Origin of the sequence: Erwinia sp. S43 (assembly GCF_016624745.1) — a bacterium.
GTDB lineage: Bacteria > Pseudomonadota > Gammaproteobacteria > Enterobacterales > Enterobacteriaceae > Erwinia > Erwinia coffeiphila.
In genome coordinates this window covers 43780-60036 of record NZ_JACVTX010000003.1, presented here as the reverse complement: position 1 = coordinate 60036, position 16257 = coordinate 43780, and the positions used below count along the sequence as shown (strand labels likewise).

17 protein-coding genes are annotated in these 16257 nt (G+C 56.7%); 8 read left to right on the top strand and 9 right to left on the bottom strand.

Translation table 11 applies throughout. The features are described from left to right. The first annotated feature begins 21 nt into the window (after positions 1-21). On the top strand, positions 22-918 hold the full coding sequence (locus IBT47_RS04460; protein WP_200559801.1) for a LysR family transcriptional regulator: 897 nt from the start codon (positions 22-24) through the stop codon (positions 916-918). A 148-nt stretch (positions 919-1066) separates the two neighbouring features. Here IBT47_RS04460 and IBT47_RS04455 read toward each other — a convergent pair whose 3' ends face one another. The 9 genes from IBT47_RS04455 to pspF all read right to left on the bottom strand — a co-directional run bounded on the left by IBT47_RS04455 (position 1067) and on the right by pspF (position 10350). Continuing rightward, positions 1067-2212: an oxidoreductase gene (locus IBT47_RS04455; protein ID WP_200559536.1), complete on the bottom strand. Its 1146-nt coding sequence runs from the start codon at positions 2210-2212 to the stop codon at positions 1067-1069. Between the two features lie 229 nt (positions 2213-2441). Further along, positions 2442-3248 (bottom strand): putrescine export ABC transporter ATP-binding protein SapF, encoded by an 807-nt coding sequence (sapF, locus tag IBT47_RS04450; RefSeq protein WP_200559534.1) that lies wholly within the window; start codon positions 3246-3248, stop codon positions 2442-2444. After that, positions 3248-4240, bottom strand: coding sequence for a putrescine export ABC transporter ATP-binding protein SapD (gene sapD / locus IBT47_RS04445; RefSeq protein ID WP_200559532.1), 993 nt, complete (start codon positions 4238-4240; stop codon positions 3248-3250). The genes sapF and sapD overlap by 1 nt, the downstream gene beginning before the upstream one ends. Continuing rightward, the gene (sapC, locus tag IBT47_RS04440) at positions 4240-5130 is read right to left on the bottom strand and encodes a putrescine export ABC transporter permease SapC (protein ID WP_105594717.1); all 891 of its coding nucleotides are present in this window, start codon (positions 5128-5130) and stop codon (positions 4240-4242) included. Before sapC ends, sapD begins: the two co-directional genes overlap by 1 nt. A gap of 424 nt (positions 5131-5554) precedes the next feature. Next, positions 5555-5758 carry a hypothetical protein gene (locus IBT47_RS04435; protein WP_200559528.1) on the bottom strand — a complete coding sequence of 68 codons (204 nt, stop codon included), beginning with the start codon at positions 5756-5758 and terminating at the stop codon, positions 5555-5557. A 134-nt stretch (positions 5759-5892) separates the two neighbouring features. Further along, positions 5893-6174, bottom strand: a complete 282-nt coding sequence (locus IBT47_RS04430) for a hypothetical protein (RefSeq protein ID WP_200559527.1) — start codon at positions 6172-6174, stop codon at positions 5893-5895. Between the two features lie 290 nt (positions 6175-6464). Continuing rightward, complete coding sequence (sapB, locus tag IBT47_RS04425; RefSeq protein ID WP_200559525.1) at positions 6465-7430, bottom strand: putrescine export ABC transporter permease SapB; 966 nt, start codon at positions 7428-7430, stop codon at positions 6465-6467. Then, positions 7427-9055 (bottom strand): ABC transporter substrate-binding protein SapA, encoded by a 1629-nt coding sequence (gene sapA, locus IBT47_RS04420; protein ID WP_200559523.1) that lies wholly within the window; start codon positions 9053-9055, stop codon positions 7427-7429. Before sapA ends, sapB begins: the two co-directional genes overlap by 4 nt. A 305-nt stretch (positions 9056-9360) precedes the next feature. Then, positions 9361-10350 (bottom strand): phage shock protein operon transcriptional activator, encoded by a 990-nt coding sequence (pspF, locus tag IBT47_RS04415; protein WP_234471708.1) that lies wholly within the window; start codon positions 10348-10350, stop codon positions 9361-9363. A gap of 187 nt (positions 10351-10537) precedes the next feature. Between pspF and pspA the strand changes: the two genes are divergently transcribed. The 7 genes from pspA to tyrR all read left to right on the top strand — a co-directional run bounded on the left by pspA (position 10538) and on the right by tyrR (position 16252). Beyond that, positions 10538-11203: a phage shock protein PspA gene (gene pspA, locus IBT47_RS04410; RefSeq protein ID WP_200559521.1), complete on the top strand. Its 666-nt coding sequence runs from the start codon at positions 10538-10540 to the stop codon at positions 11201-11203. A 35-nt stretch (positions 11204-11238) separates the two neighbouring features. Next, positions 11239-11466: an envelope stress response membrane protein PspB gene (gene pspB, locus IBT47_RS04405; RefSeq protein WP_105594712.1), complete on the top strand. Its 228-nt coding sequence runs from the start codon at positions 11239-11241 to the stop codon at positions 11464-11466. Continuing rightward, entirely contained in the window at positions 11463-11813 is a 351-nt protein-coding gene (pspC, locus tag IBT47_RS04400) for an envelope stress response membrane protein PspC (protein WP_200559512.1), read from the top strand. The genes pspB and pspC overlap by 4 nt, the downstream gene beginning before the upstream one ends. A gap of 26 nt (positions 11814-11839) precedes the next feature. Then, on the top strand, positions 11840-12070 hold the full coding sequence (gene pspD, locus IBT47_RS04395) for a phage shock protein PspD (protein WP_200559501.1): 231 nt from the start codon (positions 11840-11842) through the stop codon (positions 12068-12070). A gap of 53 nt (positions 12071-12123) precedes the next feature. Beyond that, the gene (locus IBT47_RS04390; protein WP_200559499.1) at positions 12124-13521 is read left to right on the top strand and encodes a YcjX family protein; all 1398 of its coding nucleotides are present in this window, start codon (positions 12124-12126) and stop codon (positions 13519-13521) included. Then, positions 13518-14573: a YcjF family protein gene (locus IBT47_RS04385; RefSeq protein ID WP_200559497.1), complete on the top strand. Its 1056-nt coding sequence runs from the start codon at positions 13518-13520 to the stop codon at positions 14571-14573. Before IBT47_RS04390 ends, IBT47_RS04385 begins: the two co-directional genes overlap by 4 nt. Positions 14574-14686: 113 nt before the next feature. After that, positions 14687-16252 (top strand): transcriptional regulator TyrR, encoded by a 1566-nt coding sequence (gene tyrR, locus IBT47_RS04380; protein ID WP_105594707.1) that lies wholly within the window; start codon positions 14687-14689, stop codon positions 16250-16252. Positions 16253-16257: the final 5 nt, after the last annotated feature.

Genomic DNA, 16257 nt, shown 5'->3' with positions numbered 1-16257 from the left:
ACTCTTTGTGGAATAGAAAAAATAGACATTAAGCAGTTAATTTACCTCTGTAATCTGGAGCGCGAACGCCACTTTGGCCGCGCTGCCGAGGCCAGTTTTGTCAGCCAGCCGACCCTTTCAATGCGCCTGAAAAATCTGGAGCGCGAGCTGGGTCTTTCGCTGATCAACCGCAGCAATAATTTTGACGGTTTTACGCCAGAGGGCGAGCGTGTGCTCTCGTGGGCGCGGGAAATCGTTTCGGTTTATCAGGGGCTGAAGCTGGAAGTGGAATCGCTGAAGCACGGTGTCAGCGGTACGCTGCGCATCGGCGTGGTGCCGCAGTGCAGTATTTCCCTGCCGCAGCTGCTGAAGGCGGTATCCGATCGTTATCCCCAGCTGGATTATCGCATCGCGGTGCTTAGCGCCGACCAGCTGCTGGAAGCGCTGAACAGCCACACGGTGGATGTCGGCATCGGTTTCTTTGAGCTGGCTACACTGCGTGAACTGCACTTCCAGGCGGAGATGCTCGACGATCGCGGCGTTGAGGTTATCTGGCATCCGCAGCATTTCCCTCAGTTGGCGGGGGATACGCCGCTGGTTCTGGACGATGTGGTTTCGCTGCCGCTGTGTCTGGCCGACCGTACGCGCTATTTCCGCCGCTATCTGGACAGCCATTTCCTTGCTGCGGGGCTGAATCTGCGTGTGGTAATGGAAACAACCTCTATCTTCCAGTTAATTCAGGGTGTGCAGGTGGGGCTGGGCTGCCTGATTTCCCCGGTCGGGCATCTGATCCCGGAAAGTACTGGTGAACTGTGCCGACGTCCGCTGCTGATGCCGCCGATGTCGCGCCACGGTGCGGTGGTCATCGCTGAGCCGGGGCGCGCCACGCCGCTGGCGCAGCACTTCTTTGATGAAGTCCGGCACCTGCTGGTCAGCTGAACGCAGACCGGTAACATCGCTTACTGGATTTCAGCGTGCTATCAGCCCGGAAATGTCTCCTGCTGAACTTCGGTACGGATATCAGGTCTGCGGCATCTGGGGTTGAACACAACGATCGCCATCAGACCTGCATCAATCCTCTGAGATATCAATGATTCTCAACGCTAACCGTGCCCAGGCTCTGCATCAGGCGGTTTGACCAGGCGGCGGCGGCCACGCTCAGGATCACATCGAAAATCCCGGCGGTCGATAAACCGGCCTCGCGCAGCGGCTGCAAATGCGCCGCGCTAAAACGTTCGGGAACGCGCGTCAGCTGGGCGGCCAGCAGAATGATCGCTTTCTGCCGCTCAGTGGCGATGCTTAATGCCTGGTCTACATTTTCCCACAGCGCATCGCGCAGTTCTCCTGCAGGATAGTGAGCAAAGCAAATGCTGCTGCCGTTGATACGTGCGGTGACCGCGGCGGCAAGGGCGGTATCGTCCGACGCGTCCTGTTTTTCCAGCGCAGAGAGCAGATGTCCCCAGCCGTTCAGCACATCGCCATCCTGCGCCAGCAGCCAGACAAAGCTTTCAGGCTTAATCAACGGTAGACAGAATGTCAGCGCTTCCAGCTGATCGGCGGCAGCGTAGCGCGGTTCCAGCGGCGTTAGCGCGGGCTGCCATGCTCCGGACGGAAGCAAAGCCGCATCGGGCGGCACGCTAACACCCGGCATCCAGCGTACCGGCAGCGCCATCAGCGCGTGAATACCCGCCACGACCCGCGCCTGGTAGCTGACGAAGCCGATAATCTGGCTGAAGGTAATGATGTCGGGTGCGGTTAATCCCACCTCATCAAGACGCTGAAGCGCCGCAGAGTCAATCAGCGTCGGCTGTCCGGCAAGCTGACGGGCGTATTCGGTGATCTGCGTTAAGCGACGATTGCTTTCGCGTGATGAATCCGGCCCAGGCAGCGGATTCAGGCGCGCCGCATAGTGGTTGCACAGGCGCTGAATGCCCGTCACCTGCGCGACGGTCAGCGCGGTGCTGATGCGATCGTACAGCGTCAGGGTATGCGTCAGGCTGGTGGACAGCTGGCTCGGAAACAGCAGCTGATACAGATCGCGCGACGCCAGATGCAGCGGCTGCGCGCGCTGCACGATAGTCTTTAATTCTCCTTCCGCCTGCTGGGTCAGACCAAGTAAAAAACGGTCTGTAATATCGGCGGCCTCAGGCACCAGCGCGCTACGCTGAGCGGGCAGACTGGTCTGGGTTTCATGATACCAGTGGCTGTTGCCGGGAAAACGGCGTTGTTCCATGGTCATTCCTTTTCAAGTTAACTGACCGTCGGTGCCGTTAAGGTCAAACACACCGCCGATCTGAAGGGCATGAATATCCTGACGTAAGCGCTATGGCGAGCAAAATAATGATCGGTGCTATTAAATAGCTGGAAGATATAAGGGCTTAGAAACAGCAGGGACACCGGAGCGGCGCGGCAGGCCCACCGCGCGCGTCCGAAACGTCTTTTATGAAAGGGAAGATGAAGACTTAACGATCTTTGCGCCAGGCGTCAGCGGTCAGCGGCTCACCAAAATGGCTGGTGATAAGACGCTTAGTCAGTTCATGCAGCGGGCAGGCCAGCACGTCGGCGGTGCTGCCGCGCTCAACCACTTCACCCTGATGCATCACCAGTACCTGATCGCTGATGTGTTTCATCATGCCGAGGTGCTGAGTTACATAGATGTAGGCGATGCGATGCCGGTCCTGCAGTTCCAGCATCAGATTAATCAACTGCGAACGCATCGACATATCCAGCGAGGCCAGCGCCTCATCGGCAATAATCACCCGGGGCTGGAGGATCAACGCGCGGGCCAGGCCGATACGCTGCTTCTGTCCCGGGGCCAGCATATGCGGGTAGTAGGCGGCGTGATCGCGCAGCAGACCGACCTGACGCAGCGTGGCAATAATTCGCTTCTCCCGCTCTTCGGCATTCAGTTCGGTATTGAGCCGCAGGGGCAAATCCAGAATCTGGCTGATGCGCTGACGAGGATTCAGCGAGTTAGACGGGTCCTGGAATATCATGCGAATACGCTGGCTGCGATAGCCGTAATCGCCGTACTCCAAGGCATGATCGTCAATCATCATTTCGCCGGAGGAGGGTTCAATCATCCCGCTCAGCATTTTAGCCAGCGTTGACTTACCCGACCCGTTTTCACCGATAACCGCCAGCGTCTGTCCCTCGCGCACGGTAAAGCTGACGTCTTTCACTGCCTCAACGTGCTGTCGGCGAAACAGCCCGGTGCGATAGCGGTAGGTTTTACTGAGGTTGCGCACTTCCAGTAGCGTTTCGTCCATTACTGTTGCTCCGTATTCAGCGGGAAGTGGCAGGCGTACAGATGATTCTTTGAGCCGCTCAGCCGTGGCGTTTCAATACAGGTGCGCTGCGCGTAGGGGCAGCGCGGGCCAAGACGGCAGCCAATCGGCAGATGCTCCAGCGACGGAATGGCACCCGGCAGTGTATTCAACCGGCTTTTGTGCGGTAGCGAGCGGCCAAAGTCCGGCATCGCGCGGATCAGCGCCTGCGTATAAGGATGGTGGGGAGCGCTAATCAGCTCTTCGCTGACCGCCGTCTCCACCGTCTGACCACAGTACATCACGTTAATCTTATCGGCCCAGTGGCTCAGCATCTGCAGATCGTGGCTGATGAGCAGAATGGTGGTGTTGTTATTCTGATTCAACCTGGAGAGCAGGCGGAAAATCTGCGCCTGGGTGGTTGGCTCCATGGCGTTAGTGGGTTCGTCGGCAATCAGCAGGCGCGGCTGGTTGGCAAGCGCGATGGCGATCATCACCTTCTGACACTCGCCGTCGGTCAGCTCGTAGGGGAAGCTGCGCATAATATCTTTATGATCTTTAATACCGACCCGGTGCAGCAGCTCAATCGCCCTGTAGTGACGCCAGCGAAAACGCTGGTACCAGCGTCCTTTCCATGTTGAACCGGGTATTGCCTGCTTGAGCTGTCTGCCGATGCTTTCAGACGGATCGAGGCAGGACTGCGGCTCCTGAAAAATCATCGACACATTCTGGCCAACGATTTTACGTCGCTCGCGGGGGGAAAGATGCAGCAGATCGATATCATCAAAGCGCATACGGTCCGCGGTAATGCGCCAGTTATCCTTGGTCACGCCGCAGATAGCCTTGGCGATCAGGCTTTTACCCGAACCTGATTCGCCGACCAGCCCGCGAATTTCTCCTTCGGTCAGCGTAATGCTGACGCGGTCGACCGCCTTGACCGGGCCGTCGGCGGTCATAAACTCAATGGTCAGATTTCGAATATCGAGCAGCGGCATTATTCGACTCCCGCAACGATGGCCCGGCGCACGCCGTCACCCAACAGGTTGACGATCAGTACACAAAGCATAATCGCTGCGCCGGGTAACATCACGGTCCAGGGTGCAACATAAATCAATTCGAGGGAATCCCCCAGCATTGCTCCCCATTCCGGCGAAGGCAGCTGTGCGCCGAGGTCGAGAAAGCCCAGTGCAGCAATATCAAGGATGGCCATCGACAGCGCGCGGGTAAACTCGCTCACCAGCAGCGCAAGAATATTCGGTAAAATCGCGTGCCACAGAATATCCAGGTTGCTGGCTCCGTCGAGCCGGGATGCCACCACGTACTCTTTTTCCAGCTCATCGTGAACCGCGCTGTAAATAGCGCGTACCAGCCTCGGCAGGATCGCCAGAAACACCGCCAGCATGGCATGTTCCAGCCTTGGTCCCATAAACGCGACGACGATGATCGCCAACAGCAGTGAAGGTATGGAGAGCAGGGTATCCAGCACGTGGTTCATCACCGCCGAACGCAGTCCGTGCGTTAACCCCGCCAGTACCCCAAGCAGCATGGCGCACACTGCGGCGGCCAGGGTAATGACAATCGCCGATCCCACGGTGGGTGCCGCGCCGCTCAGCATGCGGCTGAGCAAATCACGGCCCAAATCGTCGGTGCCGAGGAAGAAGGAGACGTCGCCGTAGCGCGACCAGGACGGCGGCAGCAGCTGATAGCCGAGGAACTGTTGGTCGATGCCGTAAGGCGCAATCAGATTGCCAAAGATGCACAGCAGCAGTACGGCACCAAAACTGTACAGGCCAATCATCGCCGTGGTGTCGTGATAGAACAGCCGCCACGTGTGGCGCAGCGGGCTGGGTGGGCGCTTCTCGGCGTAGATATTATCGGCGGGCATGAGTATCCGCTGGCGTTTTTTTGCGCGAAGTTAAATTAAACTCTATTTTCATATCATCATCTTACGTTGAAATCACGCTTAAGGCACACCCATTCTGGTGACATTCTATTGCAGAGTAAACCCGTACATTTCAGCATAGATGATTATCCGTCTATTACAGTGTCACAAGCAAGGGACGGGACGTTATTCCTCCAGAAATCCGCGGTGCGGTAAGAAGACCCGACAAGACGCGAAGCGGATAAACAGATGACTGCGATGCTCCTGCTTATCGGCCTGTTTGCGACAGAGTTCGCTAACAACGAAAGCATGGGCTTCAGGAAATGAATGGCTAAATGTCAGCGCAAAGGAAGATTTTAAACGATTAGTTATTGAATTTCGCCTATATTAGCGGGATTCAATAATGATTTTAATTTAGGTCACGTTATTAAAATCTGAAGTTAGGAATATAAATCCCTCCTGGATACATAATGCTGGAGGGTGTTCCCGGTTTCCAGCAGCTGTTTGCTGCATCGATCCATGTGCCCATTTTTTTTCCGCGAAGATCTACAACATTCGTTGACTCCCGGCCACCTTGCCAGTTCATTCCACCAGACACTTTTTCGCTTGATTGAGTATTTAATATTTCCATATTGACTCTCCTTTAATGACATCCATGGGTTTTTATACTATGAATTATGCTGCCTAAACTTTCCCTTTGTAGTATATCCCCCCTTAATACTGTCACCATTTTTTTCATGAGTATTTCATCGGGGTTGATATCATTCAATAGGTTTTTTTCCAAAGTCCACAGGCTGCATAAGCCTTGCTCTCAGGCGTTGAGTCAGGGTTTTCTATTACTTTTTTAAATATTGAATCGGAGTTTTTGTTTTCAAGAGCCTCCTCATAAATAAGTTGCTCTGGCATTTTTTTTGCTATGAATCCATTGAAGCCCATAGAGAAAACCTCAACCGAGGCTAGCTTTTTTTCTATGTTCATCGGGGTCGCATGAACAGATAGACCCGTCAGCGCAATAATGCCTGGTAAATAAATTTTTTTCCATTTCATTCTACTCTCCTGTAGCGCGCTTAAGTCATCATACTATTAGTATAGGTAAATCGGTTTCGCGACTATTCCCGTTGTGCTGAAAATTTTTATTTTAATTAGTGGAGGTGAGTGTGTTTTTATTGTTAGTACGGTTGTTCAATCCAGCGTAGAGTATATCAAGTTCTACACACTTAATGGCTCGCTGTAAAATTAGATGTAGCTTTCTGAGGGATCGTAGGCTGGCGGGAATTGAACCCGCCGATGAAGTTTATTCCCTCTTATTCCATGAGAAATAGCTCGGAACCAATCTACTACCTCAGGGCATACCATTCCTTATGCTTCAGCGGGTTGGTCATCGCACCAAGGATATCCGCCAGCACGTTCACCGCAATCACCAGTGCGCCAACCACCATCACCCCGGCAGAAATCGCCGCGTAATCCTGCTGGCGAATGGCGTTAATCAGCCAGCGGCCCAGGCCAGGCCAGCTGAAGACCATCTCGGTGATCATCGCCAGCGTCAGCATCGTAGAGAACTGCAGCCCGAGACGCGGGATCACCGGCGGTACGGCGTTATGCAATACGTGGCGGCGAATAATGGTGAACAGCGACAGCCCGCGCGTGGCGGCTGCCTTAACGTAGTTCTGCTCCATCACTTCGCGGGTACTGATGCGCAGCAGGCGGATCACCTCGGTGGTGGGAGCAACTGACAGTGCGGCAACCGGCAGGATCATATGGGTGAGGGCGCTGATAATCATCTCATGTCGCCATGGTGAATCCGAAAGAAACGCATCAATCAGCGCGAAGCCGGTAATATTTTTCACCGGGTAAAGCAGATCGAAACGCCCGGACACCGGCAGCCAGCCGAGATTGAGCGAGAAAAACAGCGTCAGCAACAGCGCCAGCCAGAATACCGGCAGGGAGAAACCCAGCAGCGCAAGGGCGCTCAACAGCTTGTCCTGCCATTTGTTACGCATCACACCGGCAACAATACCCAACGGGATACCTATCAGCATGGCTAGTGCAAAAGCCATAAAACACAGTTCCAGCGTGGCGGGAAACACCTCGCGCAGCTGCTGGTTAATCGACTGGCCGTTAATGCTGGAAACGCCAAAATCCAGATGCAGAATACCTTTAAACCAGAAGGTCCAGGCATCGATCAGCGACGCGCCCTGTAGCGGCGCATGGGGGGTAAAATAGCTCAGGCTGAAGCCGATCAGCGTCAGCATAAACAGAGTTACAATAAACAGCACCAGCCGGCGCAGCGTATAAATTATCACGGTGAAGTCTCCTCACCGTTGTCGCGATGGACGCCGGCGAATGACGCATTGCCAAACGGACTGAGTACCAGTCCTTTAATATCATAACGATAGGCTTGCAGGCGGAGTGAATAGGCCAGCGGCAGCACCGGCAGCTCTTTTGCCAGCAGCGCCTGGGCGCGATCGTAGTAGTCGATACGGGTGGCGAGCTGCTGGGAAAGCAGCGCCCGGTGCACCAAATCGTCGAACTCAGGATTACACCAGTGAGCGTAGTTGGTTTGCGATGCGATAGCCGCACAGCTCAGCAGCGGCCGGAAGAAGCTGTCGGGATCGTTACTGTCGGTAGACCAGCCTGTGAGGGTCAGATCGTGGTTCATCTCCATCAGGCGGGCTTCCTGGAAGCGGCCATCAACCTGAACAATGGTGACCCGCACGCCGATCTGCGCCAGATCGGCCTGGAGCAGTTCCGCGGTTTTCATCGGGCTGGGGTTCCACGCCTGCGATGCGGAAGGCACCCACAGATTGAGATGCAGATTTTCGATCCCCAACGCTTTCAGCTCTTCGCGGGCTTTTTGCGGGTTGTAGGGGGTAATGCGTGCATCGGTGTCGTAGGCCCAGGAGGCGCGCGGCAAAATCGAGGCTGCGGTTTCCGCCGTACCGTAAAAAATCGACTCCATCAGGCGTTCATTATTAATTCCCAGCGCCAGCGCCTGGCGCACTTCAGGGCGATCGAGCGGCGGCTTGCGGGTATTAAAGGCCAGATAGGCGGTATTCATCCCCGGGCGCAGCGTCAGGCGCAGACGCGGATCGTCACGCAGAATGGACAGCTGGCTGGCGGCGGGATAGGCCAGTACATCACACTCGCCGGTCAGCAGCTTGGACAGACGCCCGGTGCCGCCAGCGCCGAGATCGATCACCACCTGCGACATGCGCGGGGTGCCTTTCCAGTAATTTTCGTTACGCTGCAGGCGAATGTACTGCCCGGCGCGATACTCGCTGAGCATAAACGGCCCGGTGCCGACCGGCTCGCGGTCCATCTGCTCCTGGCGGTCGCTTTTGGTCAGCTTATCGGCGTATTCCGCCGAAAGGACGGGTGCATAGTGGGTGGCGAGATGCCACAGAAACGAAGCATCCGGGCTGTTCAGGCGGATCTCAACGGTATTTTTATCCAGTTTCTTTACGCTTTGTACCGCGTCGGAAAATTGCAGACTGTCGAAGTAGGGATAGCTGCCGCCGTTAACGTTGTGCCAGGGGTGCTGGCGATTGAACACACGATCGAAACTGAAGACCACATCATCGGCGTTCATCGGCCTTGTCGGCGTAAACCACGCGGTTTTCTGGAAGTCGACCTTCTGGCGCAGGTGGAAGCGATAGGTCGCGCCGTTATCCAGCACTTCCCAGCTTTCGGCCAGCTCGGGGATGAGCCGATAGGTATAAGGGTCAACATCCAGCAGGCGGTCGTAAAACTGCGCGGCCAGCGTATCCACCACCAGCCCGCCGCTGGCCATCTGCGGATTAAAGGTGTTCATAACGCCGTTAACGCAGTAGACAAACCCGCTCTGGCGGATATCGCCGGGCGTTGCCGACCACGCCTGGGCACTGAAAACGCCGAGGCTGAGTAAGAGGGTGGAAAATAGTTTGCGCATAATTCGTCTGATATTTAAGGCATAAGCAGAGTGTACCGCACTCTCGCCGTAAGGCTACAGGCCGACAGGATAACTGACGGCTAATTCGCCAGCAAAAGAGCATACTGTTATCAGGGGTGTTCAAAATACACCCAATATCACTGCGGTAATGAGAAAAATTCTCAACAAAGTGCTTTACAGAAAGAAGTGAGAATGATTATTATTGCCCTGCGCTTCACCGGTGGCTCTACCGGAGAAGAGCACGACATTGCTCACATTGCTTCCAGTATTTTTCAGCCCACCTTGAGTGGGCTTTTTTTTGTCCGTTATTCATCCCCGCTGATAGCGTGCTTCTTCAGCATTGCACGCAGCTGATGGTAGCTGACCCCCAGCAGCTCTGCCGCCCGGCGCTGGTTAAACCGCGCCTGAGCCAGACTTTTTTCAACCAGCGCGCGCTCCTGGCGCAGCTGCCAGTGACGCAGGTCAAAAGGCAGGTCGGGCAGGGTATCGCCTTCGCTCGCTGCAACCTGATCCACCGGCGTTGTTTTACTGAACGGGTTGATAATGATGCTATCCAGCAGCCGTTCGCTGTCCGCATGGCGATACACCGAACGCTCCACTACGTTTTTCAGCTCGCGTACGTTGCCGGGCCAGCCGTAAGCCAGCAGCTCCTGCTGCGCGCCGGAGGAAAAACCGGGGAACAGCGGCAGGCCGAGTTCGCGGCACATCTGCATAGCGAAGTGCTGCGCCATCACCAGAATATCGCTGCGGCGCTCGCGCAGCGGCGGTAGCTGCACGACGTCAAACGCCAGCCGGTCAAGCAGGTCGGCGCGGAACTTGCCTTCCTGCGCCAGCTGCGGCAGATCGTCGTTGGTTGCGCACACCAGCCTCACGCTGACCTGAAGCGGCTGACTGCCGCCAACGCGCTCAAGATGGCCGTATTCAATTACCCGCAGCAGTTTTTCCTGCACCAGCATTGGTGCCGTCGCCAGTTCATCCAGAAACAGCGTGCCGCCGTCGGCGCGCTCAAAGCGTCCCAGATGGCGCTTCTGCGCGCCGGTAAACGCACCGGCCTCGTGGCCAAACAGTTCGGAGTCCAGCAGATTTTCATTCAGCGCCGCACAGTTCAGTGAAATAAATGGCCCCTGCCAGCGGGCTGACAGATAGTGCAGGCGGCTGGCTATCAGCTCTTTCCCCGTACCGCGTTCACCCACCACCAGCACCGGTTTATTCAGCGGTGCGAGTCTGGACACCTGCTCCAGCACTTCCAGAAAGTTGTTTGACTCACCCAGCAGGGTATCGGAACGATCGCTCATAATGAAATTCACCAGAATTTAGCGAGATTAACCAATCTAAAGTTTAGCCTGTCGACTGTAAATACGCCTGGGCATTAAAAATCAATAACATAAAAACTGGCACGCCTTTTGAATAGTATATCCCCGTACCGCACGATCAACGTGTTTAAACGGCAGACGCCGGGATCTTATTGAAGAGGATTTTATTATGGGAATTTTTTCTCGTTTCGCCGACATCGTGAACGCCAACATTAACGCGCTGCTGGAAAAGGCCGAAGATCCACAGAAGCTGGTTCGCCTGATGATTCAGGAAATGGAAGATACGCTGGTGGAAGTGCGTACCACCTCTGCGCGGGCGCTGGCCGAAAAGAAACAGCTGCTGCGCCGCATTGACCAGGCGGAAACCCAGCAGGCGGAATGGCAGGATAAAGCCGAGCTGGCACTGAGCAAAGATAAAGAAGATCTGGCGCGCGCCGCGCTGATTGAGAAGCAAAAACTCACCGACCTGATCGCCGTGCTGAATCAGGAATCCAGCCAGGTGGAAGAGAGCCTGACCCGCATGAAAGGCGAGATTGGTGAACTGGAAAACAAACTGAATGAAACCCGCGCGCGCCAGCAGGCGTTGACCCTGCGTCATCAGGCGGCCTCTTCTTCTCGCGACGTTCGTCGCCAGCTGGACAGCGGTAAAATTGATGAAGCGATGGCGCGCTTTGAGTCGTTCGAACGCCGCATCGACCATATGGAAGCGGAAGCCGAAAGCCACAGCTTTGGTAAAAAGAAAACCCTCGACCAGCAGTTCGCTGAACTACAGGCGGACGATGAAATCAGCCAGCAGCTTGCGGCCCTGAAAGTTAAAATGAACCGCAGCGAGTAAGCCAACCGTCAACGGGCCTGTATTAAGGAGAATCAATGAGCGCGTTATTTCTTGCCATACCGTTAACTATTTTTGTGCTGTTCGTCGCGCCGATCTGGCTGTGGCTGCACTACAGCAACCGGCAAAACCGCGGCGGCGATTTGTCGCAGGGCGATCTGCAACGACTGCAACAGCTGACCGGCGATGCGAAAAAAATGCGTGAGCGCATTCAGGCGCTGGAAGCGATTCTCGACGCCGAGCATCCGAACTGGAGGCAGCCATGAACCACCGCCATAAGCTTTACCGTATTCCGCAGCAGGGCAAACTGAAGGGCGTCTGCGCCGGGATTGCCAACTATCTGGATATTCCGGTGCGGCTGGTACGGGTGATTGTGATGTTGTCGATGTTCCTCGGGCTGTTTGTCTTTACCCTGGTGGCCTATGCCGCGCTGGCTCTGGTGCTGGATGAAATGCCGCAGAGCGAACTGGACAACCAGCCGCCGCTGAATGCCTCTCAGCTGCTGGATGAGCTTAGCCGCGAACTGCGCGGCGGCGAGCAGCAGCTGCGTGAGGTGGAGCGCTACGTCACGTCAGAAACCTTTACCGTGCGCAGCCGCTTCAGCCAGCTTTGATCGTGTCTACTCACGTGGAGAAAACTATGCGTCACGGGAAATCGACCCTGCGTCATCAGGCCGCACCCACGCTTAAAAAGGCGGGGAAATTTATTCTGATTAGCGCCATCACCTACGGCCCGGCAGGCCTGAGCGGCTGGGCGGTAAAATCCGTGGCGCGTAAACCGCTGAAAATTCTACTGGCGTGGGCGCTGGAACCGCTGCTCCGCCGCGTGATGCGGGGAGCTGTAGCAAAATGGGTGAAACCGGCCCGCTAGCGCCAGTGTGTTAAACTAAGGACAATCAAACACCTGAGGTAAGCTGGCCCCTGATGAAACGACTGCAAAATGAATTGATGTCGCTGGTGAATCGCGGCGTGGATCGCCATCTGCGCCTCGCCGTTACCGGCCTGAGCCGCAGCGGTAAAACCGCTTTTATCACCTCGCTGGTTAACCAGCTTCTGAATGTGAATACCGACGCCCGATTGCCGCTGTTTACCGCCGTGCGCGAGCAGCGGCTGCTGGGCGTGAAGCGCGTGCCGCAGCGCGATCTGGGCATTCCCCGCTTTACCTATGATGAAGGGCTGGCGCAGCTGCACGGTACGCCGCCGGACTGGCCGACGCCAACGCGCGGGGTCAGCGAAATGCGACTGGCGCTGCGCTACCGCTCGCGCGATTCGCTGCTGCGCCATTTTACCGATGCCTCCACGCTGTACCTTGAAATCGTCGACTATCCCGGCGAATGGCTGCTCGATCTGCCGATGCTGGCGCAGGATTACCTTAGCTGGTCACGGCAGATGACCGGGCTGTTACAGGGTGACCGTGCCTTGTGGTCGCAGAAATGGCAGCAGCTGTGCAGCGGTTTGGACCCGCTGGCCCCGGCGGACGAAAACCGGCTGGCGGAGATCGCCGCAGCGTGGACCGAATATCTTCAGCGCTGCAAGCAGGAAGGGCTGCACTTTATTCAGCCCGGCCGCTTTGTGCTGCCCGGCGAAATGGCCGGTGCCCCTGCGCTACAGTTTTTCCCCTGGCCGGAAGTCGCAGAGGGCGGTGAAACCCGACTGGCGCAGGCGGATGCCGCCAGCAACATTGGCATGCTGCGCGCGCGTTATCAGTACTACTGCCAGCACGTGGTAAAGGATTTCTACAAAAATCACTTTCTGCGCTTTGACCGCCAGATTGTGCTGGTTGACTGTTTACAGCCCCTGAACAGCGGCCCGCAGGCGTTTAACGACATGCGCCTGGCGCTGACTCAACTGATGCAAAGCTTCTCCTACGGCCAGCGCACGCTGTTCCGCCGGATGTTCTCCCCGGTGATTGATAAGCTGCTGTTCGCCGCCACCAAGTCCGATCACGTTACCGCCGATCAGCACGCCAACCTGGTGTCGCTGTTGCAGCAGCTGGTGCAGGACGCCTGGCAAAACGCGGCGTTTGAAGGTATCACCATGGACTGCGTGGGCCTGGCCTCGGTGCAGGCGACGCAGAGCGGCTACGTTGAGCATCAGGGCGAAAGCATCCCGGCATTACGCGGTCACCGGCTGACCGACGGTGTTCCGTTAACCGTCTATCCGGGCGAAGTACCGCCCCGTCTTCCCGGCAACGCCTTCTGGCAGCAGCAGGGTTTTCATTTTGAGCAGTTCCGTCCGCAGGCGCTGGATATCGACAGACCGCTGCCACATATCCGTATGGATGCCGCGCTGGAATTTTTACTGGGAGATAAGCTGCGATGAATACACCGATTAAACCGCGCATGGATTTTGCTGAACCGCTGGCCAAAGAGCAGGCGACGGTCCTGCGGCAGCAGCAGGAATTTGCTGAACAGCAGGATCGGTTTATTGCCGTTGAGCCGGAAGTTGACGTGCAGGAAGAGAGCGCTGGCGAGCTGGCGGTGGAAGCCGCGCTGCGGCCAAAACGCAGCCTGTGGCGTAAAATGGTTACCGCCGGGCTGGGCCTGTTTGGTATCAGCGTGGTGGCGCAGGGCGTGCAGTGGACCCATCAGGCGTGGATTGCGCAGGACTGGATTGCCCTCGGTGGCAGCGTGGCTGGCGGGCTGATTGTCGCCGCCGGTGCCGGTTCGCTCATCGTGGAGTGGCGTCGGCTTTACCGCCTGCGCGAGCGGGCGACCGAGCGCGATATCGGCCGCGAATTGCTGCACAGCCGCGGCATGGGTAAAGGTCGCGCTTTCTGCGAAAAGCTGGCACAGCAGGCCGGGCTGGACACTGGCAACCCGGCGTTACAGCGCTGGCAGGCCTCGCTGCACGAAACACATAACGATAGTGAAGTGGTGGCGCTCTATGCCCGGCTGGTGCAGCCGCAGCTGGATCGCCAGGCGCGGCGAGAAATCAGCCGCTGCGCCGCTGAATCGACGCTGATGATTGCCGTCAGCCCGCTGGCACTGGTGGATATGGCCTTTATTGCCTGGCGCAATCTGCGGCTGGTGAACCGCATCGCCCAGCTGTACGGCATTGAGCTGGGTTATTTCAGTCGTCTGCGCCTGTTTAAACTGGTGCTGCTGAATATTGCATTCGCCGGGGCATCGGAGCTGGTGCGGGAAGTGGGTATGGACTGGATGTCGCAGGATCTGGCGGCCCGGCTTTCGGCGCGTGCCGCACAGAGCATCGGTGCGGGGCTGCTGACCGCGCGCCTCGGCATTAAAGCCATGGAGCTTTGCCGCCCGCTGCCCTGGCTGGAAGATGATAAGCCGCGCCTGGGCGATTTCCGCCGTGAACTGATAGGCCAGCTAAAAGAAAGCCTGAAGCGGTCGCCCGATCGCGAAAAATGACACGGCTGATTACAGTCGCTGTCAACTTTTCCTGACAGAATGCTTCTGAGTGGCCGCGGGATAGCGTATTATTGTGACAGTGCCAGACACCGCAACAATAAGGGTTTACATCCATGCGTCTCGAAGTATTTTGCCAGGACCGAATTGGTCTGACCCGTGAACTGCTGGATCTGCTGGTAGAACGCAGCATCGATCTACGCGGTATCGAAATTGCCGCTATTGGCCGCATCTACCTGAATTTTTCCACCATCAGCTTTGAACAGTTCAGTCAGCTGATGGCGGAAATCCGCCGCATTCCAAGTGTAACCGACGTACGTACGGTCGCATTTCTGCCTTCCGAGCGCGAGCATCGAGCGCTGAGCGCGCTGCTTGTTGCTCTGCCCGAGCCGGTATTCTCCATTGATTTAAAAAGCAAGGTTGAACTGGCAAACCCGGCGGCGCAGTCATTATTCGATCTCAATGAAGAGAAAATGCGTAATTACAGCGCGGGTGCACTTATCCCCGGCTTTAACTTCCAGCGCTGGCTGGAAAGTGAGCGCATTGAGGCGCAGGCGCACCATGTCGTGCTACAGGGGCGAGACTTCCTGATGGAAGTGACGCCTATCTATGCCCGTGACGATGAAAATAATGCCACCACGCCTGCCGGTGCGGTGGTTCTGCTGAAATCGACAGCACGCATGGGGCAGCAGCTGCAAAACCTGGCGGTGAACGATGACAGCGAATTCCAGCATATTGTTGCCGTCAGCAGCAAAATGCGCCAGGTCATCGATCAGGCGCGCAAGCTGGCGATGCTGGACGCACCGCTGCTGATTGTTGGCGATACCGGCACCGGTAAGGATATGCTGGCCCGCGCCTGCCATCTGCGCAGCGCTCGCGGTAAAAAGCCGTTCCTGGCGCTGAACTGCGCGTCGCTGCCGGATGATGTGGCTGAAAGCGAACTGTTTGGTCACGCGGCCGGCGCCTATCCAAACGCGCTGGAAGGGAAAAAAGGCTTCTTCGAGCAGGCCAGCGGCGGTTCGGTGCTGTTGGATGAGATCGGTGAAATGTCGCCGCGTATGCAAACCAAACTGCTGCGCTTCCTGAACGACGGCACCTTCCGCCGCGTGGGCGAAGAACATGAGGTACACGTGGATGTGCGGGTGATCTGCGCCACCCAGCGTAACCTGATGGAGCTGGTTCAGCGCGGGGAATTCCGTGAAGATCTGTTTTACCGGCTGAACGTGCTGACGCTGAATCTGCCGCCGCTGCGCGACCGCCCGCAGGATATCCTGCCGCTGACTGAAATGTTCGTTGCCCGCTTTGCCGATGAACAGGGCATGGCAAGGCCGAAGCTGTCGCCGCAGCTGAACGGGTTCCTGACGCGTTATACCTGGCCGGGAAATGTGCGTCAGCTGAAAAATGCGCTGTACCGCGCACTGGCCCAGCTGGAGGGCTATGAACTGCGACCACAGGATATTGCGCTGCCGGAATATGCGATGGAAATGCCGCTGGGTGATGATGCGATTGAAGGCTCGCTGGATGAAATTACCAGCCGCTTTGAACGCTCGGTGCTGACCCGTCTTTATCTCTCCTATCCCAGCACGCGCAAGCTGGCGAAAAGGCTGGGCGTATCGCATACCGCGATTGCTAATAAACTGCGTGAATATGGCCTGAGTCAGAAGAAAACGGACAGCGAGTAGTCGGG

Excerpts from the sequence above, each read along its gene's own strand:
- IBT47_RS04455 (WP_200559536.1), bottom strand. The coding sequence starts at position 2,212 with ATGGAACAACGCCGTTTTCCCGGCAACAGCCACTGGTATCATGAAACC.
- sapF (WP_200559534.1), bottom strand. The coding sequence starts at position 3,248 with ATGGACGAAACGCTACTGGAAGTGCGCAACCTCAGTAAAACCTACCGC.
- sapD (WP_200559532.1), bottom strand. The coding sequence starts at position 4,240 with ATGCCGCTGCTCGATATTCGAAATCTGACCATTGAGTTTATGACCGCC.
- sapC (WP_105594717.1), bottom strand. The coding sequence starts at position 5,130 with ATGCCCGCCGATAATATCTACGCCGAGAAGCGCCCACCCAGCCCGCTG.
- IBT47_RS04435 (WP_200559528.1), bottom strand. The coding sequence starts at position 5,758 with ATGGAAATATTAAATACTCAATCAAGCGAAAAAGTGTCTGGTGGAATG.
- IBT47_RS04430 (WP_200559527.1), bottom strand. The coding sequence starts at position 6,174 with ATGAAATGGAAAAAAATTTATTTACCAGGCATTATTGCGCTGACGGGT.
- sapA (WP_200559523.1), bottom strand. The coding sequence starts at position 9,055 with ATGCGCAAACTATTTTCCACCCTCTTACTCAGCCTCGGCGTTTTCAGT.
- pspF (WP_234471708.1), bottom strand. The coding sequence starts at position 10,350 with ATGAGCGATCGTTCCGATACCCTGCTGGGTGAGTCAAACAACTTTCTG.
- pspA (WP_200559521.1), top strand. The coding sequence starts at position 10,538 with ATGGGAATTTTTTCTCGTTTCGCCGACATCGTGAACGCCAACATTAAC.
- pspB (WP_105594712.1), top strand. The coding sequence starts at position 11,239 with ATGAGCGCGTTATTTCTTGCCATACCGTTAACTATTTTTGTGCTGTTC.
- pspC (WP_200559512.1), top strand. The coding sequence starts at position 11,463 with ATGAACCACCGCCATAAGCTTTACCGTATTCCGCAGCAGGGCAAACTG.
- pspD (WP_200559501.1), top strand. The coding sequence starts at position 11,840 with ATGCGTCACGGGAAATCGACCCTGCGTCATCAGGCCGCACCCACGCTT.
- IBT47_RS04390 (WP_200559499.1), top strand. The coding sequence starts at position 12,124 with ATGAAACGACTGCAAAATGAATTGATGTCGCTGGTGAATCGCGGCGTG.
- IBT47_RS04385 (WP_200559497.1), top strand. The coding sequence starts at position 13,518 with ATGAATACACCGATTAAACCGCGCATGGATTTTGCTGAACCGCTGGCC.
- tyrR (WP_105594707.1), top strand. The coding sequence starts at position 14,687 with ATGCGTCTCGAAGTATTTTGCCAGGACCGAATTGGTCTGACCCGTGAA.